The organism is Fundidesulfovibrio butyratiphilus (genome assembly GCF_054657235.1).
Genome location: NZ_BAAHXA010000003.1, coordinates 661,010 through 684,008, shown reverse-complemented (window position 1 = coordinate 684,008; position 22,999 = coordinate 661,010). Strand labels below are relative to the sequence as shown.

At 54.2% G+C, this 22,999-nt stretch carries 23 protein-coding genes and 2 tRNA genes; 9 read left to right on the top strand and 16 right to left on the bottom strand.

Annotated elements, in window-relative coordinates; genetic code table 11:
* The first annotated feature begins 59 nt into the window (after window positions 1-59).
* From ACYQ01_RS19155 to ACYQ01_RS19145, 3 genes are all read left to right on the top strand, one after another.
* Window positions 60-434, top strand: a complete 375-nt coding sequence (locus ACYQ01_RS19155) for a hypothetical protein (protein ID WP_459935421.1) — start codon at window positions 60-62, stop codon at window positions 432-434.
* Window positions 388-1,350 carry a tyrosine-type recombinase/integrase gene (locus ACYQ01_RS19150; protein WP_459935420.1) on the top strand — a complete coding sequence of 321 codons (963 nt, stop codon included), beginning with the start codon at window positions 388-390 and terminating at the stop codon, window positions 1,348-1,350. Before ACYQ01_RS19155 ends, ACYQ01_RS19150 begins: the two co-directional genes overlap by 47 nt.
* 427 nt (window positions 1,351-1,777) lie before the next feature.
* Window positions 1,778-2,545 (top strand): hypothetical protein, encoded by a 768-nt coding sequence (locus ACYQ01_RS19145; RefSeq protein ID WP_459935419.1) that lies wholly within the window; start codon window positions 1,778-1,780, stop codon window positions 2,543-2,545.
* Here the strand turns inward: ACYQ01_RS19145 and ACYQ01_RS19140 are convergent.
* Complete coding sequence (locus tag ACYQ01_RS19140; protein ID WP_459935418.1) at window positions 2,538-3,743, bottom strand: DNA cytosine methyltransferase; 1,206 nt, start codon at window positions 3,741-3,743, stop codon at window positions 2,538-2,540. The two genes, ACYQ01_RS19145 and ACYQ01_RS19140, sit on opposite strands and share 8 nt — an antisense overlap.
* Entirely contained in the window at window positions 3,740-4,138 is a 399-nt protein-coding gene (locus tag ACYQ01_RS19135; protein ID WP_459935417.1) for a very short patch repair endonuclease, read from the bottom strand. The genes ACYQ01_RS19140 and ACYQ01_RS19135 overlap by 4 nt, the downstream gene beginning before the upstream one ends.
* Window positions 4,139-4,497: 359 nt before the next feature.
* Here ACYQ01_RS19135 and ACYQ01_RS19130 point away from each other — a divergent pair, with 359 nt between their 5' ends.
* Window positions 4,498-4,725 carry a hypothetical protein gene (locus ACYQ01_RS19130; RefSeq protein WP_459935416.1) on the top strand — a complete coding sequence of 76 codons (228 nt, stop codon included), beginning with the start codon at window positions 4,498-4,500 and terminating at the stop codon, window positions 4,723-4,725.
* Window positions 4,726-4,967: 242 nt separating this feature from the next.
* Entirely contained in the window at window positions 4,968-5,366 is a 399-nt protein-coding gene (locus ACYQ01_RS19125; RefSeq protein ID WP_459935415.1) for a hypothetical protein, read from the top strand.
* A gap of 499 nt (window positions 5,367-5,865) precedes the next feature.
* Here the strand turns inward: ACYQ01_RS19125 and ACYQ01_RS19120 are convergent, their stop codons facing one another.
* Together ACYQ01_RS19120 and ACYQ01_RS19115 are read right to left on the bottom strand one after the other, a co-directional pair.
* Window positions 5,866-6,756, bottom strand: coding sequence for a transposase (locus ACYQ01_RS19120; protein WP_459931910.1), 891 nt, complete (start codon window positions 6,754-6,756; stop codon window positions 5,866-5,868).
* Window positions 6,753-7,073: a transposase gene (locus ACYQ01_RS19115; protein ID WP_459931911.1), complete on the bottom strand. Its 321-nt coding sequence runs from the start codon at window positions 7,071-7,073 to the stop codon at window positions 6,753-6,755. The genes ACYQ01_RS19120 and ACYQ01_RS19115 overlap by 4 nt, the downstream gene beginning before the upstream one ends.
* A 77-nt stretch (window positions 7,074-7,150) precedes the next feature.
* Here ACYQ01_RS19115 and ACYQ01_RS19110 point away from each other — a divergent pair, with 77 nt between their 5' ends.
* The 3 genes from ACYQ01_RS19110 to ACYQ01_RS19100 all read left to right on the top strand — a co-directional run bounded on the left by ACYQ01_RS19110 (window position 7,151) and on the right by ACYQ01_RS19100 (window position 9,892).
* Entirely contained in the window at window positions 7,151-7,516 is a 366-nt protein-coding gene (locus ACYQ01_RS19110; RefSeq protein ID WP_459935414.1) for a hypothetical protein, read from the top strand.
* Window positions 7,517-7,752: 236 nt separating this feature from the next.
* Window positions 7,753-8,310: a tyrosine-type recombinase/integrase gene (locus ACYQ01_RS19105; RefSeq protein ID WP_459935413.1), complete on the top strand. Its 558-nt coding sequence runs from the start codon at window positions 7,753-7,755 to the stop codon at window positions 8,308-8,310.
* A gap of 487 nt (window positions 8,311-8,797) precedes the next feature.
* Window positions 8,798-9,892: a tyrosine-type recombinase/integrase gene (locus ACYQ01_RS19100; RefSeq protein ID WP_459935412.1), complete on the top strand. Its 1,095-nt coding sequence runs from the start codon at window positions 8,798-8,800 to the stop codon at window positions 9,890-9,892.
* 115 nt (window positions 9,893-10,007) lie between these two features.
* Here ACYQ01_RS19100 and ACYQ01_RS19095 read toward each other — a convergent pair whose 3' ends face one another.
* The 9 genes from ACYQ01_RS19095 to ACYQ01_RS19055 all read right to left on the bottom strand — a co-directional run bounded on the left by ACYQ01_RS19095 (window position 10,008) and on the right by ACYQ01_RS19055 (window position 17,811).
* Window positions 10,008-10,991: a DUF4268 domain-containing protein gene (locus tag ACYQ01_RS19095; protein ID WP_459935411.1), complete on the bottom strand. Its 984-nt coding sequence runs from the start codon at window positions 10,989-10,991 to the stop codon at window positions 10,008-10,010.
* 320 nt (window positions 10,992-11,311) lie between these two features.
* Window positions 11,312-11,387, bottom strand: a tRNA-Glu gene (locus ACYQ01_RS19090).
* Between the two features lie 10 nt (window positions 11,388-11,397).
* Window positions 11,398-11,473 (bottom strand) — tRNA-Lys (locus ACYQ01_RS19085).
* 261 nt (window positions 11,474-11,734) lie between these two features.
* Window positions 11,735-13,321 (bottom strand): GHMP family kinase ATP-binding protein, encoded by a 1,587-nt coding sequence (locus ACYQ01_RS19080; RefSeq protein ID WP_459935410.1) that lies wholly within the window; start codon window positions 13,319-13,321, stop codon window positions 11,735-11,737.
* Window positions 13,318-14,010, bottom strand: a complete 693-nt coding sequence (locus ACYQ01_RS19075; RefSeq protein ID WP_459935409.1) for a GNAT family N-acetyltransferase — start codon at window positions 14,008-14,010, stop codon at window positions 13,318-13,320. The genes ACYQ01_RS19080 and ACYQ01_RS19075 overlap by 4 nt, the downstream gene beginning before the upstream one ends.
* The gene (locus ACYQ01_RS19070) at window positions 14,010-14,735 is read right to left on the bottom strand and encodes a nucleotidyltransferase family protein (protein WP_459935408.1); all 726 of its coding nucleotides are present in this window, start codon (window positions 14,733-14,735) and stop codon (window positions 14,010-14,012) included. Before ACYQ01_RS19070 ends, ACYQ01_RS19075 begins: the two co-directional genes overlap by 1 nt.
* Window positions 14,732-15,838, bottom strand: a complete 1,107-nt coding sequence (locus tag ACYQ01_RS19065; protein WP_459935407.1) for a radical SAM protein — start codon at window positions 15,836-15,838, stop codon at window positions 14,732-14,734. The genes ACYQ01_RS19070 and ACYQ01_RS19065 overlap by 4 nt, the downstream gene beginning before the upstream one ends.
* A gap of 149 nt (window positions 15,839-15,987) precedes the next feature.
* On the bottom strand, window positions 15,988-16,881 hold the full coding sequence (locus tag ACYQ01_RS19060; protein WP_459935406.1) for a hypothetical protein: 894 nt from the start codon (window positions 16,879-16,881) through the stop codon (window positions 15,988-15,990).
* Between the two features lie 183 nt (window positions 16,882-17,064).
* Complete coding sequence (locus tag ACYQ01_RS19055) at window positions 17,065-17,811, bottom strand: NYN domain-containing protein (protein WP_459935405.1); 747 nt, start codon at window positions 17,809-17,811, stop codon at window positions 17,065-17,067.
* 154 nt (window positions 17,812-17,965) lie between these two features.
* Here ACYQ01_RS19055 and ACYQ01_RS19050 point away from each other — a divergent pair, with 154 nt between their 5' ends.
* Complete coding sequence (locus tag ACYQ01_RS19050) at window positions 17,966-18,577, top strand: phage adaptor protein (RefSeq protein WP_459935404.1); 612 nt, start codon at window positions 17,966-17,968, stop codon at window positions 18,575-18,577.
* Between the two features lie 149 nt (window positions 18,578-18,726).
* On the opposite strand, the gene ACYQ01_RS19045 is transcribed toward ACYQ01_RS19050, so the two are convergent.
* The 3 genes from ACYQ01_RS19045 to ACYQ01_RS19035 form a co-directional block, all read right to left on the bottom strand.
* Complete coding sequence (locus ACYQ01_RS19045; RefSeq protein ID WP_459935403.1) at window positions 18,727-19,806, bottom strand: tartrate dehydrogenase; 1,080 nt, start codon at window positions 19,804-19,806, stop codon at window positions 18,727-18,729.
* 187 nt (window positions 19,807-19,993) lie between these two features.
* Window positions 19,994-21,115, bottom strand: coding sequence for a cyclopropane fatty acyl phospholipid synthase (gene cfa, locus ACYQ01_RS19040; RefSeq protein WP_459935402.1), 1,122 nt, complete (start codon window positions 21,113-21,115; stop codon window positions 19,994-19,996).
* A gap of 758 nt (window positions 21,116-21,873) precedes the next feature.
* On the bottom strand, window positions 21,874-22,983 hold the full coding sequence (locus ACYQ01_RS19035; RefSeq protein ID WP_459935401.1) for an HD domain-containing phosphohydrolase: 1,110 nt from the start codon (window positions 22,981-22,983) through the stop codon (window positions 21,874-21,876).
* Between the last annotated feature and the right edge of the window lie 16 nt (window positions 22,984-22,999).

Sequence of the window (22,999 nt, the reverse complement as noted above, 5' to 3'; positions counted from 1 at the left end):
CTACAAAGGAAATTGACTTTTAATTTGTGCACGAACTCGAAAAGTAAAAAGGAGGAGTCGTGTTTGATGCCATTGATGCGTTGGACAGCGAGCTCGGCCGAGCAATAACCCCTCAAGAACTCGCGAAAATGTTCGGGTTAAGCGTCAACACCGTTCGCAAATACCGCGAGCGGTGGGGCGGTGTGGAAGTAGCCCCAGGAAAATTAAGGTTTTTTGAACGAAAGGTGCGGGAGGCTCTCAATGCCAGCATTGATAACCAAGTTCAATCCGCCGCGATGGCGGGGTGTCGTCACGTTCAACGGGAAGCGAAAAGAAAAGTTGTTCCCGGACGGGTCCGAGAAAAGCAAACGGGCAGCCGAAAAGTGGGAGGACAGGCAGCGCCGCATTATGAAGAAACCGACCCCGACCGCCACGGGCTCGCCGAAGCTGATTGACCTGGCAAACTCCTATCTGGACTTCGTAAAAACCCGCCAGAGCAGGAAGACCTACGTTGAAAAGCAGGGGGTGTTGAAACGGGCTCTCGGCCGCTTCGGGAGTGCCACCGAATTGGACGACATCACCGTCCCTGAAGCCCTGAAGTTCCTGACCGACCAGTACAGGAAGCGCTCGGGATACGCGGCGAACAAGGAGCGTAAGGTTCTGATAAGTGCCTGGAATTGGGGGAGGAGGTATCTGTCGAACTTCCCTGAAGGGCAGTGTCCTTTTCAAATCATCGACCGCTTCCCCGAGAAGCGCCAACCCAGATATGTGCCCTCGGAGGAGGACTTCTGGAAAGTGTATGAAGTGGCCACGGGGCAGGACCGGGTCATGCTACTGGTATTCCTCTTTCTAGCCGCACGGAGAGGGGAGGTTTTCCGCCTCTCCTGGAAGGATATCGATTTTTCCGGGAACACCGTCACCCTTTGGACGCGGAAGCGCGCAGGAGGCGATTTAGAGGCCGATCCGGTGCCCATGGTGCAGCGGCTGAAGAAAGTCCTCATGGCGTGGTGGGAGCACAGGCCCATCGTCTCCGAGTACGTGTTCGTGAACGTGGAGGAACACGCGTTCTGCAAGGGATACCTCGGCCAGCCCTTCACCAACAGGCAGCACCTGATGGAGCGCCTGTGCAAGAAAGCAGGGGTGAGGGAGTTCGGGTTTCACTCCATTCGCCACCTCACAGCAAGCATACTTTATCAAGAAGGACAGCCAGTTGCCGTAGTCCAGGCTGTTCTTAGGCATAAGTCACCGCAAACTACCACGAGGTACCTGCAAACTCTCGGGTTCAAGCAGACTCACGAGGCAATGGAAGCGGTGATGGGGCAGCGAGGTCCGGGGAAGGTGATCAGCATGCAGAAAGCAGCCACCGAGTGAACCGCAATACACGACCAGGGAAGTCGTAAATGTGGACTTCGTGTGGACAAAAGAAAAAGCGGGTTAGGAGATTGTCCTAACCCGCTGAATTTCTTGGCGTCCCCAAGGGGATTTGAACCCCTGTTAGCGGCGTGAGAGGGCCTGAGCTGCCTTTAACACTTTCTCAAACACCTTCAAATACTTTGAAAAATCCCGTTCACCACGTTCACGTCGCTCACCAGACTCACCTGGGGATGTGTCCGGCGGTGTGTCCAGGATGTTGCATGCAAATATGCTTCATTAAGGTTACCCACAGAATTTTGATGGTTAGCACTTTGTCAAGATGTCTCTGTTCGCTTGTTCGCGTTGCCGCCTGATATCTAATGATCTTTGACTTGGCAACCAGTGGGTGCTAAAGTGCGCAAAAATTTGCACTTGGAGCACTCGAATGGTTTCCAAAAGAGAAAGGCTTTTTAATTCAATAGCAGAAGACTTAAAGTCGTTTAGTGTAGGTCAGCTGATTTGGGTGGATAAAATATCCAAAGCATTTCTCAGTGACATAAGGACATCATATGATCCTGAATCTGATTTGATAACAGAAGCTATTGCTGACTATTTTGGCAACGCGCTCCTACTTCATCACTGTTTTTCGGCAGAGTCATTCTCTAAGGATAAGTTTGAATATGTCTTCGAGCAAACTTTCCTTGAAAATGGGATGGATGCGCAGAGAGCCCCAAAGGGTAATCCTGGGAGGGATATTACTGTTAATGGTGTTAATATGTCATTAAAAACACAAGCAGATAGTCATATTAACAAAGAGGTCATACATGTCTCAAAATTTATGGAGATGGGGAAGGGGCAATGGTCTGATAAGCAAGATGAGCTTGTCGGATTACGGCAGAGGTTTCTTGATCATATGACTTCATATGAACGGATATTGACATTAAGGACGCTAAATAAGAGTGATCCATGGAGATATGAGTTGGTTGAGATACCAAAAAAGCTTCTCCAAGAGGCTGAAGGCGGACAGCTTGAAATGATGTTTAAAAGTGCTCAGATGCCAAAGCCTGGGTACTGCAGGGTGTTCGACGAGAAAGGTAGGTTGAAGTTTGCATTGTACTTTGACGGAGGAAGCGAACGCAAGCTACAAATAAAAGGGCTCAGGAAAGATCTTTGTCAAGTCCACGCTGAATGGGAATTCAAGGTGTCTAGATAGCGAGTTTGAGCTGCTCTGTACTTTTTAGTATATCATCCTGGGATAGATGTGTTCCATTCAGTATGAGATTGTCAACACAAGGCTTATTGCCTGAGAGGATCCAATGACAGACCCAGGCTAGTTGATAAGAGATCAAAGGAGGTACAGCGTCTCCGATGTGTCTATACATGTTTGTTAAAGAGTTGGACTTGAAGATGTAGTTTGATGGAAACCCTTGCAATGTCGCCAGCTCTCTGACCGTGCATAGTCTGTCCTGCTCTGGGTGTGAGTACCTCCCGTTCCCAACATGTCCACATTCCCGTTTGATAGTAACGGATGGCTTTTCCCACCAGAGTCTACCGTATACGTCTGGATGTGACCCAAAGCGTCCTTGTTCAACATATCGTTTCATTGCTGGCGTCAATATTCTATCCCTGTACTTATGGTTCACTAGATCCTTCCAAGATCCTCCGTCATGTGGAACTGCTTTTAACCTTTCAAGAGTACAACCATTGACCTTTGGGCTTATATGCATTGGATCGTTTGGGCACGGTTCTCCTGCTGCAAGGCTAGGGTATTCTCCAATAGCAGACCTGACTGTGGTTGATTTCGCATCAATCTTGAATCCTGACCATACGTCTTCCAATGATCTCAACTTGAAACCTTTCTTTGCTGCAACGATCAAAGCTCGTTCTCTTGTCTGCGGTAGCCCGAATTTGTTCAAAAAATGGACCTTAGAATATACATCATATCCTGCTTCTTCAAGCAATGTCTTAAGCTTTTTGAAATGATAGGAAAACTTTCCAGTCAACAGTTCTCTTGCATTTTCCATCAAAAAAATATTTGGGCTAAAATGACTGACAAACCTAAAGCTTTTAATGACCAAAGAATTTCTTTGGTCATCAACTATGTGGTTCAGGGGGTTTGCCCGTGAAAAACCTGTGCATGGTGCGCAAGAAATCAATACGTCAATATCACCACGCTTGACGCCGATGTCTTGCTGCAACCCTTCAGGATCATACAGGTGAAGATTCTTATTTATTGGACGGGTACCGATATTTGATTCGTATGTGTCGTTGCAATCAAGGTTTCCGCTTCCGTTGCTAGGCTTACCGAGCTGAGCGTCAACGGCCCCAATGATCACAAAATCACCATGAGCTTTAAAGCCATAGCTCATCCCGCCAGCGCCAGAAAAAAGATCAATCACAGTGTAGTTCATTTAATAACATCCAATAACATTTTCTTTAGATCTTTATTGACCTGACACTCCCAAATGATCACGACGTTCCATCCCAACGCGGACAAAGTTGACAGATTTTTTCTGTCATTCTCAATATTATTTGATATCTTTTTATTCCAAAACTCAGCATTTGTTTTTGGTGTTTTGCTTTTCGTACACCCCGGATGCCCATGCCAGAAACAACCATGAACAAATATGATAGTCTTATACTTAGGAAGGACAATGTCCGGAGTCCCAGGAAGGTCCTTTCGATGAAGTCTGAATCGATAACCAAGGGAGTGAAGCATGGATCGAACTTTCTTTTCAGGTCCGGTGTCCTTGCTTTTAACCTTCCGCATTATCTCGCTACGTTTTTCCTTGGTAAAGATATCCATAGTTGAACGGCAGAAGTCTTGACCCTTTCCCTTTCCGGGCTGGTTCCGGGACTGCCCTCCGGTAGAGTTTTACCCCAGGATCCGGAATCCGGCAACGGGAAGAATAGCGACTCCCCCGTGGCAGGAAGGCCCCTGAACTCTCCTCCTGTTTCATACCCCACCCGGAATCGCATAAAATCGCCCCTTCCAGATGGTTTGCCCTTCAGTTGGGTCAGAGAAGGGCCATCCTTGGTCGAAAATCGGTTTCAACCCCTGTCCTGTATAGGTCGAACCCTGGATCCTCGTCCAACCCGTGACCGGCTACTGGGACCAGGCTATCCTGGGGAACTTTTTCAAAAGTTCCAAGGGAGGAAGAAAAGATGGCTTGCGACCCTATGCAAAGGCTGGATGACTTTGATAAGATTATTTCGACCTTGAGACCGCTTGAAAAGCTGTTCCATCTCATTGGAGCTATCGATCCAACGGAACATGGTCAAAGTGTTCAAGATGTCGCAGAGATCGGTGTTGCGCTAATAGTAAAACACCGTGCAAACATTGAAGAAATCTTCAGTGAAAGGTCAGAGCGGGAAAGGATCGAGGTAGATTGACGACAATTTCGTCAGAATGATGTCTGGCCTTCACTTAGGTGGTTTTCCACAAAGTGGGAAGGTATTGTCAAAATCGCCCAGATTTTTGTGTCAGAGTGGGAAAACAAAAAGTCTCACCCCAGGATATTTAGCACCCCATGCTGCGAATGGGTGCAAATGTGGGAAACCATGGTCATTCCAATGTTGAGTGTCATTCTAGTTTGCAAGGATAACCTGTATTGAATCTGATAGGAGAGAAGAGAATGGCTGAAAAAGAAAAAAGAAGAAGAACTCTTAGTGAAGATGAAATGGATAACGTCGTCCAAATGTTTATCCAAGATCATAAAGATAAAAATGATAATGATGTAGTTGATCCTGTCCTGTTGTCAAGAAAGTACAATATATCGTTGCCACTCGTCGACAAGGTTTATATAAAGGCTATTCTCCAGGGGGCACCCAGGCTGGATCTTTCGAGGCCGACTAAGATAAAGTTGAAAACAGGTGATCCGTATATCAATGGTCGTGAAAGTTTAATAATTGGAAAATCGACTATATATGAGTTGAATCAGGAACTCGTTGATAACCAAAGGTTCAAATCTGGAGATAAGTTCAGCGTATCCCTCGACGGTGAGAAGATCGTACTCACAAGAATCGTCGAGTAAGGTTGCAAGCCCTCTTTTCTTGGTTCACGTCGAAGTAGATCGGGAAGAGGGGGCTGCTTGTCTGTCTTTGAGTTCACGCAAACAAAGTTTTGTATAATCCTTGATTTTTGTGCCGATGATAAGAAAAAACGCCCAAAGAATGTGGAAAAATCAACCATCCCGGATGGGAAGAATCGGATCCAAACACATTGCCGTATGCATCTTGAATGAAGCTGATGCGTATCTTGATTGAGAAAAGTATGCAGTTAGGAGGGTGCAGCCCTATTTTTACCCGTTGAGAGTGTTTTGTATGATGCTCTTCGTTTTTTCGCTCATACATGCTTGATTAGGAATTGTTCACATAGATTTTTTCAAAAAAAGACAAATTAAATTTTCCATTCTCATGGACAAAAGTGATTCTCGGGTCTATTTTTAGAAAAAATGCCAGGCCTTGCCTGTTGCTTCGACTCCTGCTGGTTTTGTACCGGTCCAGGGTTTCTTGGACAGTTTCTCGTCTAATTCATGCCGCCTTGCCCATGGCCGCAAGGAGCTTCTGCCGGTACTGCTCGGGCGTCCTGTAGCCATGCCGCCCGACCCGCCAGCGAGTGTTGTATGTTTCCTTGAATGCCAGCAGTCCTTGACGCAGGTCCTCGACGGTCTGAAAGCCTCGCACCCAGAGCAGGTTTTCCTTGAGGATGCGCACGAAACGCTCGGCGATGCCGTTGCCTTGGGGCTCGCGCACATAGGACGGCGAGTCCTTGATCCCAAGGAAGGCGATCTCCCGCTGAAAATCCTCCGAGATGAATTGACTGCCGTGGTCGTGGCGTAGCGTCAGTCCGGCCGCTGCGTCCTTGTCGAACACCCCAAAGCTGCGGCGCACGCCCTGCCGGATCGGCTCCAGGGCTTCCAGCCGGGTCCCGCGCTTGGCGGCATGGATGCCGACCAACTCCAGCGAGCAGTGATCGATGGCAAAGAATATCGAGGCGTTGCCTTCCGCAAGGGTCATGGTTGTGGTCATGTCCGTGCCCCACATCTCGTCCACTCGCCCGGTTCTAATCGTGCCGGTGTGCGCCTTGGGACCGTGCGGCCTGCCAGGACGTTTGGGCGCAAGAAGGTCGTTCTCGCGCATCAGACGGAGTGTGCGCTCCTTGGAGGTCCGCACGCCTTTGTCGCGCAGCATGGCCCAGACCTTGCGGTACCCCTCGCCGGTAAACGGACTTTCCGCGAGGACGCCCTTGATCTCGCCCACCAGCTCGACGTCGGTGTGAAAACCACGAGGACCGCGACGCCTGGGCTCCGTGTCTGAGGGCTGGCGTCGCCAGTACACCGTTGAACGGGCCACGTCCCAGATGCGGCAGACCCTGGTCACGCCGAAAGGCCTGCCTGTGAAGGCGGAAGAGGTGCGGCTCACTTCCTCGACCGCCTGTGGGCCAAAGGGCGGTTTTGCTCCATGCGGACAATCTTTTCCCGCAACAGCTCGATCTCCATGGCCTGCTCGCCGATCTTGGACTGGAGCCGGTCCACCTCGACGCTCTCCCTGACCGGACGGGGTTTCAACCCGGATTCTCCGCCTTCAAGGAACATATCGCGCCACTCGCTGAGTTCCGCCGCCGTGACGCCAAGCTCGCGGCTGACGTGTTCCAGGTCCTCACCGCGAAGAAGCCTGAGAACGACCTGCGCCTTGTGCTTGGCCCAATACCGCTTCCGACCCGTCGATTCGTTGCCCATCCGACACCTCCAGGACGATCGATCCATACGTCCAAGTTGGTGTCCAAGAAAACCCTAGGGCAATCCAGGTCGGTAAAATGGGTAAGAAGAATGAAAGCGTTGGTGCTGCTGAAACTCATTTGAAGATAGAATCGAAGTACAATCCTACAGTTTTGATGGATTGTATTCAGGCCGGTCTTCATGCACATGAAATAATGGATCGTATGAACATACGTCACAAGCAAACTCTTAAGCAGTATGCTGCAAAATTGATGAGTGACGAGAAAACATTCTTTGAGATTAAGGGGTTGTTTAAAAGGAACAACTCACATCTAATTGTGAACAGTAAGGGGGTTTTGAGAATTCCTTTGATGTCATTCATTCCGAGTGACTTCAACGTTTCAGAGGGTGATGAGTTTTCTGTCTCTTTTGATGGCGGCTGCATAATCCTTAAGAAAGTGTAAGTGTCTGACATCAAAATGCCATGTTTATATTGGGCATGGCATTTTGATTAAGCGTGTGACAACATGACGTTTGTGAAAGTCCGTTTTTACATAAAATCGGACATTGGTCGATAGTTATTGTAAAAATCAAATATTGCAATGTGTTATGTTGTTGGTGTTGTTGTCCAGATGGTCCGTGCAGTTTTTAAAGTCATATTTTACAATATTCTTATAGAAACTGACATTGGAGGTGCTCCTTGAAAGTTGAACCAATTACTGATGTTAAGCAAATCAAGAGTCTAAAAAAGATTCTTGCGGATCAACCCCGTGATTTACTGCTCTTCGTTCTTTCGATTAACAGTGGAATCCGTGTGGGCGATGTTCTTAGGTTTAAGGCTGCTGACTTGAGAGGTAAGAGTATTGGAGACAGAATCTCCATAAAGGAGAGCAAGACCAATAAAATGAACATTATAGTAATCAACTCAGAAATCAAATATGCTCTTGACAACTATTTTAATGTTGTCATGCCAAAAGATGATGATTACATCTTTAAAAGTCGAAAGGGGAAAAACTACCCATTGACTGTGCATCGAGTAACGATGTTGGTTAAGTCTTGGGGCAAGTTGTTAAATATAAAATCTAACTTGGGTGCGCATACACTGAGGAAGACTTTTTGCTATATCCAGAGAACAGTACATGGTACTAGCTGGGAAGTCTTGTCTTTGAGAATGAATCACTCGACACCGTCTATCACTAGACGATACCTCGGTGTTTCAAAGGAGGAAGTGGAAAAGGCTTTGATGAATAATATCTAGCGTCGACATGGGTAAGGTTCGTTTGTGTAACAAATGGTTAGACGAAAATTACACTGATCGACTTTGTATTCGCCATGTTGACTTTTTCGAACACACATCATGGGTGGGGTTGTGCCTGCCCATGATTTTTTCTGATAGGTATAATAGAGAATTTCTATGAATCATGATGAATACTCAGGCGTTTAATGAACTGATGAAGCATGATGAATGGAATGTATGACCTTGATGCTGATGTATGAGAACTTGCAAAACAATCTAGAATAATTGGCAAAGTCCTTCCCCTGGGCTAAGGAGGGTCTCAACCTTTTTACTAGGAACCGAGAAATGGCCCTGGAAGAACTTGGCGCAACTCTTACTGTTTGCGAACTCGCAAAAGTGTTGAGGATAGCACCCAACACTGTGAGGAAGTACCACAAGCAGTGGGGAGGAGTTGAAGTTGCTCCGGGTACATTTCGATTTTTTGAGAACATCGTCAAGGAGAAGATTCATGCCGACACTCGACAAACGTTCGACCCCTCGTTGGAAGGGTGTTGTAACGATAAATGGTCAACGAAAGGAAAAACGGTTCAAAGACGATTCCAAAAAGAGCTACAGGGATGCGGTGGATTGGGAAAACCAGCAACGGAAGGTGTCAGAGAAGAACCGGACGACAACCGTTTCGGTCTCGCCGACCTGTCTTGATTGGATGAACAACTATCTCGACCACTCCAAGGATGTTCAATCTTCAAAGACCTTTGCAGAAAAGTTGTCAACGGCTAAACGATTCATTAAACACGTTGGCGGACAGACTCTTGTTGAAGACTTTGATCTTCCAACTGTAATGGAATTTCTTCGTATTCAGAACAAAAAGCGTTCTGGATATGCAGCCAATCGAGACCGAAAGAACCTTGCTGCCGGTTGGAATTGGGGCCGGAAATATCTCAAAGGATTTCCAAAGACTGACAACGTGTTCATGGAAGTTGAACGGTTTCCAGAAAAAAGGTCTCCTCGGTATGTTCCGTCAGAGGACGACTTTTGGAAAGTTTTCAACTTAACCTCTGGACAAGACAAGGTAATGCTTTTGACGTTCCTTCATCTTGCAGCCAGGAAAAGTGAAGTCTTTCGTTTGAAGGTCGATGATGTGGACTTCGGCAATCAAGCGATCACCATTTGGACTCGGAAAAGGGAAGGTGGCAATACCGAATGTGACAAGGTACCAATGACTGATACTCTTTCCAAAGTCTTGAAACTTTGGTTGGCCGAGCGACCCGTGCAATCCGAATATGTCTTCGTGAACCTTGGCGAGGAGCAGTTTTGCAAGAAGTTTTTCGGACAACCCTTTGTGAACCGTCAGCACTTCCTGGAGAAGTTGTGTGAAAAGGCCGGGGTGAAGACTTTCTCGTACCATGCGATCCGTCACCTCTCCGCATCGATCCTCTACCATGAGGGGCAGCCTGTGAGCGTCATACAGGCCATCCTGAGGCACAAGAGCCCTACGACCACCACGAGGTACCTGCACGGCCTGGGACTCAACCAGACCCGTGAGGCCTTGAGTTCCGTCATGGATGGGAGAGGAGGAAAGAAGGTCGCTTTGGCTTCCTAGGACACCGGCGTGATTTGAATTGAGACGGGTTAGGGGGAAACCCTAACCCGTTAATTTTTTGTCGATTTTAGCTCATGAACTCAATGGACCGTTAGCAAAAGGTTTGTGGTCAATGCTAGTCTGAAGCAGCCGTTTTGAACTCGGTGCTTAATACTCGTTTCCCTAAAGTGTTGTAAAAGCGTTCAAGATTTTCGACATACCATTTAAAGCATAGGGTTTGTTTTTCTTTGTCTTGAAGATTAAACTCATTTGTTTTGTAAGAGATATAGCTTTCTATCTTTCTTGGTGTTCCAAGCCATGACAGTGCGTGACCATATTCTTCTTCGATTGCATCCTTTTGGTTTTCCAGAAATGAATAGACCTGTTTCGATTTGTCGCCTGTTAAACATAAGGTGACTCCAATCCATCCATCCTTTATGCTAACTGATGCATTAAGCTTGGCATAGCTACGTCCGATTGATATGTTCATCCAGTTTTGAGGTAAAGGTTTTGTTGGTCGTAGCGAAGTGTGCTGTTCTTTCATATAGTCATATAGTCCAGACCAAAAGCTAACGTAGAAATATTGAGTTGGTGTGAAGTCCGAGACTGCTCCTGCCTTCCCTTTGTTGACAGATTTTAGCCAGTCATTCGGCATGGAAACTATATTGAACTTGGGAGCCGGCAATGAGTCGTTGATTCTCCATAGTTCTATTTCCAACCCAAAAAATTTGAACCCTGAGTCTGTTATCTGATTAAGCCAGTCAAGTGCGGCTCGATGTTCATCTGTGAAGTTGGCTGAAACCCAAATGATCGTTGCAGCTTCAAGTCCTGCGGCATATGTAATGAGTTGTCCGAGATGAGTATGGTCAGTTCTTTCTAGCTGATTTTCAATTAGAACCCATTCATTTGTGGCAATGTCCTTGCATAAAATATCAGCTCGGAATGGTCCAACGTTTTTTTCTTCAGCTTCCAATTCAAGCTGTAATCCTATGGCGTCACCCAACAGTGCCAAATTTTCTTCTTGCGCCATCCATGGTGTGAAGTCACCTGCTTCATTGGTCCATCCCGAACGCAAATCTACCTTTTCTAGCTTCCCAAAACTCGGCATTTGTATCTCCATCGACAGAGAGATTCTGTTGAAAGCTGATTCCATCAATAGCCGATGCTTGTACGTTGTTCATTGGAAAACGTGCTCCTTGTTATGTTTGCAGGCTCTTTTTTTAGGAGGACGATGACCATTGAACCTTTAGCTTCTTACGATATTTCCTAAGCTAATTGGGTTAAAAAGTGAAGCCATGTTCCATGGCAAGGTAAGCGCGAGAGATAATGAAACGAGTCAAATCGGTTTCCTAGGACACCGGCGTGATTTTGGAAAATGTGTCCGGGATGTGTCCGGAACAAAAAAAGGACTTAGGGTTTTCCCTAAGTCCTTAATTTTCTTGGCGTCCCCAACCGGATTTGAACCGGTGTTAACGGCGTGAGAGGCCGTCGTCCTAGGCCACTAGACGATGGGGACGTGGCGTTTGTGGTGGGCCGTGCAGGATTCGAACCTGCGGCTCTCTGCTTAAAAGGCAGGTACTCTACCGACTGAGTTAACGGCCCAACCCGCGTAGGCGGAGGATTCGTTTACCCGTATGTCCGTTCACTGTCAAGGCCTTGGTTGCTCCTCGTGGCGGTCGGGCCTGTCGATTTGTAAAGGCTCGCACCCCGGGCAAAGGCTGTGCGACAAGGCTCCACGGGGCTTTGCGGTCGTCTCCCCGTTGTCGCGGCCCGAGGGAAAGAGAAAATATTTTTTCTCGCACGCTGCGACGGTGACCGTCTTCAGGCTTTTCCCGCTAGAAAACGCCGGATTCGGTCCCGTGGTCAGTCTTCGGTCAGACGCTCGCGCACCACGCTGGTGAGCAGATGCACAAGCATCATGTGGACGTCCTCGATGAATTGGTAATTGCCCGAGGGGACGATGAAACACTCGTCCACCAAGTCCTTGAGGCGTCCGCCGGTGAATCCGGTGAATCCCACCGTGCGCGCCCCACGCTCGCGGGCCAGCCGCATGGCCTTGAGCACATTGGGGCTCTGGCCGCCGCCCGAGATGCCGATGACCACATCCCCGGGGTTGAGCAGATTGCGCAGCTGCCCGGAAAAGATGTCCTCGAAGCCCACATCGTTGCCCCAGGCGGTCATGAGCGGGATGTTGTCCGTGAGCGGGATGGCCCGAAAGCCCCGCTTGCCGTTCACGGCCACGGTCTTGGCCAAGTCGGAGCAGAAGTGCGAGGCCGTGGCCGCCGAGCCGCCATTGCCCATGATGAAGACCTGTTTGTCGTCCCGGTAGGCGGCAAGCAACATGTCGGCGATGCGCGCGATGCGCACGTTGTCCAGGCGTCCCACCACGGCCCGCATGCCCAGCAGGTAGCCTTCCGGGGTGATGGTGGACTTGAACCGGCCGGCGTTGTCCAGGGTGAGCTGGGAGCCGCCGCGTTCGAACTCGAACACCAGTTCCTGAAGCCCCATGGCGGTCAGGTCGTGGCTGATGGCCTCCTGGCGGTCAGGCTCGGCGAATACGAGCAGAAAGCCGCCGCCTCCGGCCCCGGTGATCTTGCCTCCGAGGGCCCCGCAGGCCCGGGCCTTGTCGTAGTAGGCGTCGATATCGGGATTGGAGACGTTCGTGGCGAAGCGTTTCTTGTTTTGCCAGGATTCGTCCAGCAGGCGGCCGATCTCCCTGATGTCGCCGCTTCCTTCGAGAATGTCGCGCATGCGAAAGGCCATGCCCTTGACCTGGTGCAAGGCGTCCAGCACCGACTGGTCGCGTTTGGCCGTGGCCTGGCGCTGCTTGTCCAGGATGCCGGCCGAGTCGCGCGAAGAACCGGTGTGAAAGAGCATGAGGTGGCTCTTGAGTTCGGCCATGCGTTCGGCCGGCACGCGTACGGGCTCCACATGGGTTCCCTCGGCGGTGAAGGTGAGGAAGTTCAGTCCTCCGAAGGCCGAGGCGTACTGGTCTTGCATGCCAATGGGGCGCCCCAGCACGTTGAGTTCGATGTGGGTGGCTAGACGGGCGATTTCCGCCTTGTCCAGGTCCTTGCCCACGTAGGCCCCCAGACAGCGCACTAGGCTCGATGCCACGGCGCCGGAAAGTCCCAGCCCCGACCCCGGCGGGATGTCGGACTTGAGCGAGAGCATCACCCCGTCCTTGACCCCGAAATGCCGGAGCACCGCCTTGGGGATGCGCAAAGCGTCCTGGAGGTTGGCCTGGTCCAGGTCGCGGATGCGCTGGTGGAGCTGGTAGTCCGACGAGGCGATCTCGATGTTGCGGCCGGGAATCTCCTGCAGGACTGTGTAGAAATACTTGTCGATGGTCACCGAGAGCACGGCCCCGCCGTGGGCTTCGTAATAGGCGGGCAGGTCCGTGCCGCCGCCGCCCAGGCTCAGGCGCACCGGCGATTTGGCGATGATCATGGCCAGTCTCCTCGATGCAGATGGAACACGCAGGACGCGCCCACGGGTTCAAAACCGTTTTTCATATAGAAACGCCAGGCCGGCAGATTTTCGGCCTCGGTGGTCACTTCCACGCGGGACAGGCCCTCGCGGGCGCACCAGGCGAACAGTTCGGCGAAAAGACGCGTGCCCAGACCTCGACGATGTCCGACCACGCTCACCAGGTCGATGCGGGCCAGGTGATCGTCGCGGCGAAAGCTCACCACGGCCCGGGGGCCGGTGAACTTGAGCACCTCGGACGAGGCGAAGGTGTTGGCCAGCCAACGGCGCTGATGCGCGAAGGCCAGGTCCGGCGGCACAAAGGGATCGAGATTCATGCGATTGTAGCGAAAGTTGGCCGTAAGGGCGTCCAGACAGGGAGCGTCGGGTTGCATGGAGCCCGATGGCGTGGCGTCTTCCGTGGTCGAGCGGTGGGTCTCGGTCAGGTTTCTAGCCAGATGAAACAGCACGCAAACCTTGAAAAAGCCCAGTTGTTGCAGCGTCTTAGCTCCGTCCACGTCCTCGGCCGGAATTTTGGCGTCGGCCATGCAAGGGCAGGGGAGGGCGGCCAGTTCCCGGCCCAGGGCCTCCGGGTCCAGGCGCAGCACGCGAAAGTAGGGGCGTCCCAGCACCTCGGCGTCGAAGGACTGGGGGACCAGGCAGGGACGCATTACGCGCGCACTCCGGCCTTGGCCTCCAGGGCGGCCACGTCCCGATCGGCCTTGGCCAGCTTCTCGGGCGAGCCCACGTCGATGAGGTATTCGTCGATGGGGTAGCCGTACAGCGGGCTTCCCGCCTGGAGCAGGGCTGGAAAGATGTCGTGGCCGAAGTCGCTGAAACCCGCTGGCGGGATGAAATCCAGCACTTCGGGGGAGAGCGCGTACACCCCCGCGTTGGCCAGGTCGGTAAAGGCCACCGGGGGCTTTTCCACGAAACGGGTGATGCGCAGGTCAGGGGCCATGTCCACCAGGCCGCACTGGGTGGGGTTGTCCACCCGGTAGAGGCCCACCGTGGCCGCGCCGTGCTTTTCGGCGTGAAACCGGGCCATGGCCGTCAGATCAAGGGTGGAAAACACGTCGCCGTACCAGACGAAAAACGGTGCGCCCAGAAGCTCGCGAAAGGCGTTCAAGGCCCCGGCCGTGCCGAGCAGCTCGGTTTCGACGGTGAAGTGCAGGCGCGTCCCGAAGCGCGATCCGTCCCCAAAATGGTCGAACACCACCTGGGGCAGGTGGTAGAGGTTGACGCACACGTCGGTGACGCCATGGGCCGCCAGATGGCGCACCGTGCGTTCGAGCAGGGGGACGCCGGCCACCAAGACCATGGGTTTGGGCACGGTGTCGGTCAGGGGGCGAAGCCTGGTGCCCAGGCCGGCGCTCAGGACGACGGCGGTTTTCACCCGTTGCTTCCGCCGGCGGATTCCTGTCCGTCCGCGGGCTTGGACCCAGGTAGTTCGGTGGAGACCTGCAAAAACGCCGCCCGGTCGTTGACGTTCATTTCCTTGTACTGGGGGCAATTGGCGCAGGTGGAGGTGGCGTCCTTGGTGTTGATGGTGGCGCGCACCCGTTGAAAGGCCTCGTTGTTCCAGATGTCGACCACGTCGGTGGTGTTCAGGTCCCCCATGATGTCCTTGGAAAGCATGCACAGGCGCACCCGGCCGTCGCTTTGCACGAAGATTTCCTCCCAGGGGCGGGGGCAGCTTTTGTGCAGGGCTTTGCCTTCAACCGAAGCCGGCTTGCCCGAGAGGTCGAAGCGGTCGGGAATGGTCAGGCGGATGCCGTGGGCTTTGGCCCGGCGTTCGGCTTCGTCCAGTACGGAGTTGGTGAGTTCCTTGTGATCAAAGAGAATTTCCGGGACCATCTCCTGCCCGTAGGCGATCATGTGCACCATCTTGGCTTCGTCCATGCCCAGCTTGGCGGCCAAGTCCACGTAGTCGGGAAACTCCTCGATGTTCGAGCGCATGCCCACGAACACCATGCGCAGATAGGGATCGACGGCTCCCATGCGCCGGCGCGTGGCCACCACCTTTTCGATGTTGCCGATCACCGTGTCGAAATCCGACCCTCGGCGTATCCGGTTGTAGGTGGCGGCGGTGGCCCCATCCACGGAAAAGTTCAGGTAGGCCAGCCCGCCGGCGACAAACCGGTCGATGAGGTCCTGCTTGAGCAGCATGGCGTTGGTCAGCACGAAAATTTTCGGCCCCGCCTGGCTGAGCAACTCGAAAAAGCGGCCCAGGTTCTTGTTGAGCAGGGGCTCGCCCCAACCGAAGAGCGAGGCGTCGTACAGAGTGCTCCAGTAGGGTTCGGTCCGGTTGAAGACATCAAGGGAAAGGTCGTGGCCTATGAAGTCGCGGTGGGACTGTCCGCACATTTTGCAGCGCAGGTTGCAGCGGTTGGTGGTTTCGAACACCATGCGCTGGGGCTTGGAGGCCAGTATGGTGCGCTGTTCTGCGAGTTCCCGGTCGTTTACGGCTTTATTGTCGGATGCGGCTTGGCTTGGCATGCGAGGTTCCTCCTGGAGGGAGGGGGATAGAAGCATCTTTTGCCCGGCAAGGCAAGGGGGTGCGGGGGGCGATCGCTTGGGGGAAAGCGTTCAAACCGGAGGGCTTGGGGGGCGCGCCATCATCCCGCCTGTTTGGCGCGCGTTGCGTTTCATTGGGGCTTTCGTTTGTGTCGGGAAAGGAAAGACGCGATGTTTCGCCTGAAGAAATACAGAACCGCGAGGGCGAGAATGCCCGTCGATAGCGCAAGGTACAGCATTCTCGTGTCGTTGTACAAGGCGAATTCGTCGAAGTCGGCGCCTAGGAGTGCTTTGGGCAGGATGTTGTCGATATGTTTCTGAATGGCCTTGATGTTGGAATAGTCGTCCTCGATGATGTCGGCTATGCGAAGGATTGATATGACTGCATCTTTGACGGAAAAGTGCGTCACGTAGCGAAACTCGTCGGTGTATTCTTTTGTTGCAACGCGTATCGATGATATGATTTTTATATCTTTTGCTGAATATATATCGCTCGTGTCAACAAAATTTCCCCTGTCGTTGACGATATACAGGTTGTATGTTGGATCGACAGGCGTGTAGACTCCATCGAGCAGTACCTCGACAAGAGTGTGGGTGGGCACGCCATTGGCGTCGTGAAGGGAAATCATGCGGGATTCCAGGCCGGAAAGGGAAAAAAGCGAATGCAAGAGCCTGGATTTCGCGCCACACGGCCCGGTGTAAACTATTCCTTGCGTGAGCATTATATCGGCGGGAATCAGGTTGAGCGGCAAGATCCCGTAGAGCGCGGCACTCAGACCAAAGTGGTCAATATTGTACGCCAGACTATTGTTGCCTATGCTGTCCGCCCTCAAATTGTAAACAAATTCAGTCAGCTTTATGGCCTTTTCCGCGTCGCTGCTCGTCCTGTGCACAACGCCATGCGCTTTCTTGCGCAACACATGGTCTCTCTGGGTTTTGAGATGTATTGCAAAAAGCAGATTGGCGATACAGAATACAATGACCACAGCTTTCATGGATATTTGGGTGGCTGTTTTCCGTTTCATGCTGAAAGGCTTCTCCTTGTCGCGTCTCCGCCGACTTTACGCCCACGAACATGCAGTCCGCAACGACGTTTCGTCAAGGTTTTGTATTGAGCCTCAGGGCACAGTGGACGGGAGTGACACGATGAGCGGGGGCCAAACGGAGCCCGCGCGACCTGTTGTCGAACAGGCCGCGCGGGCGATGTCTCAATGGCTGGGGGCGGGTTCGTTTTCGAAGTTCTCGGTTTCAGTCTGTTCGCCGTGCGAATGTTGGGGCATGGACACGATGCGCGCCGGCGGATGGAGCATCCGTTCCGGCGCCGGCAGGGTGAATTCCACCACGCCGTCGGCGTGTTCGCGCAACTTGTCCGACAGATAGTAGCCGAATTTGGCCACGAAAACCAACAGCCCGTGCTCGCGGGCGAAGTCCATGGCCGGGATCATGTCCGCGTCGCCGGTGAGCAGCACGATCTTGTCCACCATGCCTTTGGCGGCCATCCAGGCGATGTCGAGCCCCATGAGCATATCCACTTCCTTCTGAACGAGGTTGATGGACACGTCTTGGGGTTGCAGCGGTTTGTGCTGCCACAGGTTTTCCATGATGGCGCGAATGTGTTTCTTGTTGAGTTTCCAGCCCTGCATGGCCAGCGAGCCCAAACGTAACGCAGTGCGCGGCATGCGTTTCAGATGGTCGAGGTATTCGTTTTTTACGCGGAACTGCTCGGTTGTGGAAAATTCGATTTCTCTGCCGGAGATGGGGTGGGTGGCTTTCCCGCCGTAAGGACGAGAGTCGTAATAATATGTCCGGAAAAGGCGGTCGAGTTCGAATTCAGGGTCATCCATGATCAAGTGGCAGGCCAGGCGGACCGATTCCGCCGTCGGGGCCTGCCCAAGGCGTGCCTCCAGGTGTTTCATCCAGAAAAAAGATCCGTCTATCAGGATAGATACGTTCATTTCTCATTCTCCAAATCATCATCGTATTATGAAACATAAGCTCTGACAAATGCCACGTCAAAGAGGTTTTTTGCCACTGCCTAAATACCCGTATATGGGGTGCGTCACCCGCCGGGACGCGCTACGAGGAGAGACCCCTGGCGGGAGAAACATCGTGACCATAGCCGATCTCGTAGGAGACATCCGACTCGAACTCACCGACGAACAGAAGACCCGTTGGACTGACGACCAGATGTTGCGCGTGCTGGGCAAGGCCTATCGCCGTATGGGCCACGCGCTCTTTCGCAACGACGTGGAGGCCGGACGAAGCCTGTACCGCTTCGACACCGACCCCGGATGCGAAGAGTATCCCTTGCCGGCCGATTTCATGGCCGAAAGCGGTCTCTACCGTCAGGACACACATATTCGATTGGAAAAACAAAGCGACGATTCCTGGGAGCGTCTGGTCAGCCCCGCCGATTCCACGGCCTGGCTCGTCCGCGGGGATTTTTTGCGCATAGCCGCTGCGCCCGCCGGGACGTATCCGATGCTCCTGGTCTACTGGCCCCGGGTGGACACCGATTCGCTCAGCCTGGAAAGCGCCACGCCCTTTGGCGGGAAATTCGACGACATGGTGGTCGAATACGCGGCCCTGCGCTTCAAGAACATCGACGAAATGGACACGTCGGCCGATCTGCAATTGCTTACCGACATGGAAAACAACCTGCTGAACACCTACGCCTCCATCGCGCCCACGACCGTCACCCGACGCGGTTGGCTGGCCTAGCCGCCTCAGGCTGCGGGAAGCGTAATTTTCAACGGCCAGTTAGGGAGTCTTCGGACAAACGTCAAGGCCGGGCCGCTTGACTGGGCCCGGCCTTTTGAACATCCGACAGGGAGACGGCGTTTCTTTCGGCAAGGTCGAAAAAATCGACGCTACTTGGCCAGGGCTTCCATTTTGGCCAGGATGGCGGCGGTCATCTCCTTGGTCTTGGCCTTGCCGCCCAGGTCCGGGGTGAGCGCCAGGGCGTCGGCGGTCACGGCCTTGATGGCTTCGACAATGATGTCCCCGGCCGCCTTCTGTCCCAGATGTTCGAGCATCATGGCCCCGCTCCAGCACATGGCGATGGGATTGGCCACGTCCTTGCCGCAGAGTTCCGGCGCGGACCCGTGCACGGGCTCGAACATGGAAGGGAAGTTGCGTTCGGGGTTCAGGTTGGCGCTGGGCGCCAACCCCATGCTGCCGGTGATGGCTCCGCTCAGGTCGGTCAGGATGTCGCCGAAGAGGTTCGAGGCCACAAACACGTCCACGCCTTCGGGGTGAAGCACCATGCGGGCGGCCATGGCGTCCACCAGGACGCGTTCGGTGCCCACGTCCGGATAGTCTTTGGACACTTCGTCGAAGATCTGATCCCAGAAGGCCATGCTGTGGTTCAGGGCATTGGATTTGGTGACGCTGGCCAAAAGCTTGCGCGGGCGGGACCGGGCCAGTTCGAAGGCGTAGCGGATGACGCGTTCCGTGCCCGGGCGGGTGAAAACAGCGGTTTCCACGGCCGACTCGAAGGCCATGCCCGGATGCGCCCGGCCGCCGGCCCCGACGTATTCGCCTTCGGTGTTTTCGCGCACGGCCACAAGGTCGATGTCGCCGGGCTTTTTGCCTTCCAGCGGACTGAGCACTCCGGGCAGCAGCAGGCTCGGACGCACGCAGGCGTACTGGTCGAAGCCCAGTCGGATCTTGAGCAGCAGTTCGCGCAGGGACACGGAATCGGGCATGAGATCGGGCCGGCCCACGGCGCCGAAATAGATGGCGTCGAAGTCCCGCAGGGTATCGAGCCCGTCGGAGGGCATCATGCGTCCGTGTTCCAGGCAGTATTCGCAGCCCCAGGGAAAATAGGCGTAGGCCAGTTCGAAGCCGCCGTGGAGGCGGGCTGCGGCTTCGAGCACGTCCACCCCTTCGGGGGTGACTTCCTTTCCGATGCCGTCGCCGGGGATGACGGCGATAGAATATTTTTCCATATGGATTCCTCTGGCGGATCAGGCGGTTCGGATTGGCCGGGCGTTTTTCGCGGGTGCGGCCCACGACGCAACAACCCGTCGCACAACGCGATGCGACGTGGCCAGCGGAGGTTTTGCGACAGGCTGGCACACCGCATGCCGACACCCACGTTATCCCGTTTTCCAAATGGATTTCAAGGCCGCGACGCTACGCCACTCGGCAGGCGGGTTGGTTGCGGCCGGGCTTGGTCAGGACGATCTGCCAGAGTTGAATGGCCCTGGCCCGGAAGGCCCCGGCGCAGCAGAGCAGGTAGTACTCCCACATGCGTTTGAACGTTTCGGAATAGTGTTGGCTGAGCCGTGGCCAGGCGTCCTGGAAGCGGTCGTTCCAGGCCATGAGGGTCCTATCGTAGTGGGGGCCCAGGTTGTGCACGTCCTCGATGACGAAGAGCCCTTCGGCGGCCTTGGATATCTGGGCCAGGGAGGGCAGTTCGCCGCCGGGAAAGATGTAGCGGCGAATCCAGGGGTCGCAGCCCAGGTCCGAGGTGTTGGAGCCGATGGTATGCAACAGGAAGATGCCGGAATCGCACAGACAATCGTGGGCCTTGCGCATGTAGGCGCGGTGGTTCTTGTGGCCCACGTGCTCGAACATGCCGATCGACACGATCTTGTCGAACGTCTGGTGCAGGTCCCGGTAGTCGCAGCAAAGCACGTCCACCGGCAGGCCTTCCCGGGAGCAGGCCTTTCGGGCGTGCTCCACCTGGCTCTGCGAGATGCTCACGCCGGTCACCCGGCAGCCGTAACGTTCGGCCGCGTAGCGGGAGAATCCGCCCCAGCCGCAGCCGATGTCCAGCACCGTGTCGCCCTGATGCAGGTCGAGCTTGCGGCAGGTGAGTTCCAGCTTGTTGCGCTGGGCCTGCTCCAGGTCGTCGGTGTTGGCGAAGTAGCCGCAGCTGTACTGGTTATAGCGGTCCAGCCAGGTCAGAAACATGTCGTTGCCCAGATCGTAGTGCTGTTTGGCCACGGTCTGGGATTTGCGGCGCGTCTGTCGGTTGAGCACCCGTTCGAGGGCGGCGTCGACAAGGACCGAGAGCTTGAGGTTGGCCCAGGAATCGAGCCCGGCTCCCAGAATGTGTTGGAAGAGTTGGTCCAGGCGGGAGCATTCCCACCAGCCTTCCATGTACGATTCGCCCAGCCCCAGGCTTTTGTCCCGAAGGACCCGAGCATAAAAGTCGTCGCTCGACACCTGGATGTCCCAGGGGCGCGAGCCGCCAACATTGACGTCGGCCTGGGCCAACATGTGGGTTACGATGCGTTTCGCCCTTCGCATGGCGACCTCCTCCCCTCGTGCGGGAAGAATGCACACCGGATGCTGGTCAGACAGGTCCTCTCGCGCGAGGGATAGTTCGAAGACGGTTTCGTACCAAGAATTGCCGACGGCGATGTGGACGCCATCGGCCTTGCCTTTTGTCGTATTCCAAAGTGGAGGAGAAATCCAAGAATAATTTTTGCAAGTCCTGTAGGATGCTGCTGTTGAGTGTCGAGCGACATTGGGGTTTTCCTGGTACAGTCCAATTGTAGAGAGTGCTTTCTCCTGTTTTACGGGGAGACTTTTGGAGAACGTGTCCGAGGAGCTTTCAGGATGATTGGATCTGTGGAGAAGTGTTTTCGCGGCGCAAAGGTCGCCCCATTCGTCGTGGGGATTGCCGGATTCGCATCGCGGGCAGTCGGCCCACGCACCAGGCGACTTACGAGTCTGAAACGCAATCGAACGCCCTGTTCTCGGGGATGGCGGCGGCCGGTATTTGTTCCGCTGGACAGCCCCTGGCGAAGGAGTGGGAGAGACGTCGCAGGAGGCGAAGTCGGTTGTGACGCAACGCCACGACGTATGAACGGCATTCGGATTTTTGCAGGCAGAACCCGGTGGGAAGTCGCTTTGTCTTCGGCGCCGCGGGGACGGCGTTGAAGGGAAACCGTGTGGGCGATACGTCGTCCGCGGCGTCCCCTGCGTGGGGCGGGGTTCGCCGCCGGCGCGACGTGGCGCGTTCGTCCGGCGCCACGTTCGAAAGTTTCGTACGCTGGCGGTTGTTACAACTGGATGGTCAAAATGATGGGCAGGTCGGCCTGCATGATGCGCACAAGTTCTGGATCGAACTTTTTTCCCGACTCGGAAGCAATGTAGTCCATCACCTTGCCGATGTCCCAAGCCTCGCGGTAAATGCGGGGGTGGGCCAGGGCGTCGAACACGTCGGCCAGGGCGGTGATGCGCCCATAGATGTGGATATCTTCGCCGGCCAGCTTCTGGGGGTAGCCTGTGCCGTCGAAGTTTTCGTGATGTTGCAGGGCCACCACGGCGGCGGCTTTCATGATGGGACGGGTGGAGTGCTTGAGCACGTCGTAGCCGATGGTGGTGTGGGTCTTGATGACCTCGAATTCTTCGGCGGTCAGGCGGTCGGGCTTGTTCAGGATGGCGTCGGGGATGCCGATCTTGCCCACGTCGTGCATGGGGGAGGCCAATTGCAGCAATTGGCATTCCTCGTGGCCCAGTCCCAGTTGTCCGGCCAGATAGTGGGACACCCGGCCCACCCGTTGCACATGGTAGGCCGTTTCCGAAGAGCGGCTTTCCACCACGCCGGCCAGGGTGTAGAGGATTTCCTTTTGCGTGAAGATGATTTCCTGGTTGAGGGAGCGCAGGTTGGTGTTCAAGCGCTGCAATTCCCGTTCGGCTTGGCGGCGCACTTCCACTTCGTTTTGCAGTTCCCGGTTGCGCTGGTCCACGGCTTTTTCCAGGCCCTGGGTATAGAGGCGGCGCTCACGCAAAAGGACACGGCGTTTCAAGGCCTTGTCCAGGGTTTTCGTGAGCAGTTCCACGTCGGAGATGGGTTTGGTGAGAAAGTCCCAGGCGCCCATGCGGGTGGCTCTGATGACCTCCTCGATGACACCCACACCGGAGACGATGATCACCGGGGTCTCCGGGCTTTCCAGGGTGATGGTTTCAAGCAGGGAAAACCCGTCCACGCCCGGCATGTTGAGGTCGGCCAGCACCAGGTCGGGCCGGGAGCGATGGAAAAGCTCCAGGCCTTCACCACCGTCTCTTGCCAGCAACACCTCGAAGCCCATGTCTTCCAGGGTGTCGCCCAGATTGGCGCGGTATTGGGGTTCGTCGTCCACCACGAGGATGGTCTGGGATGGCTTCATCGGCCGGTGTGCTCCT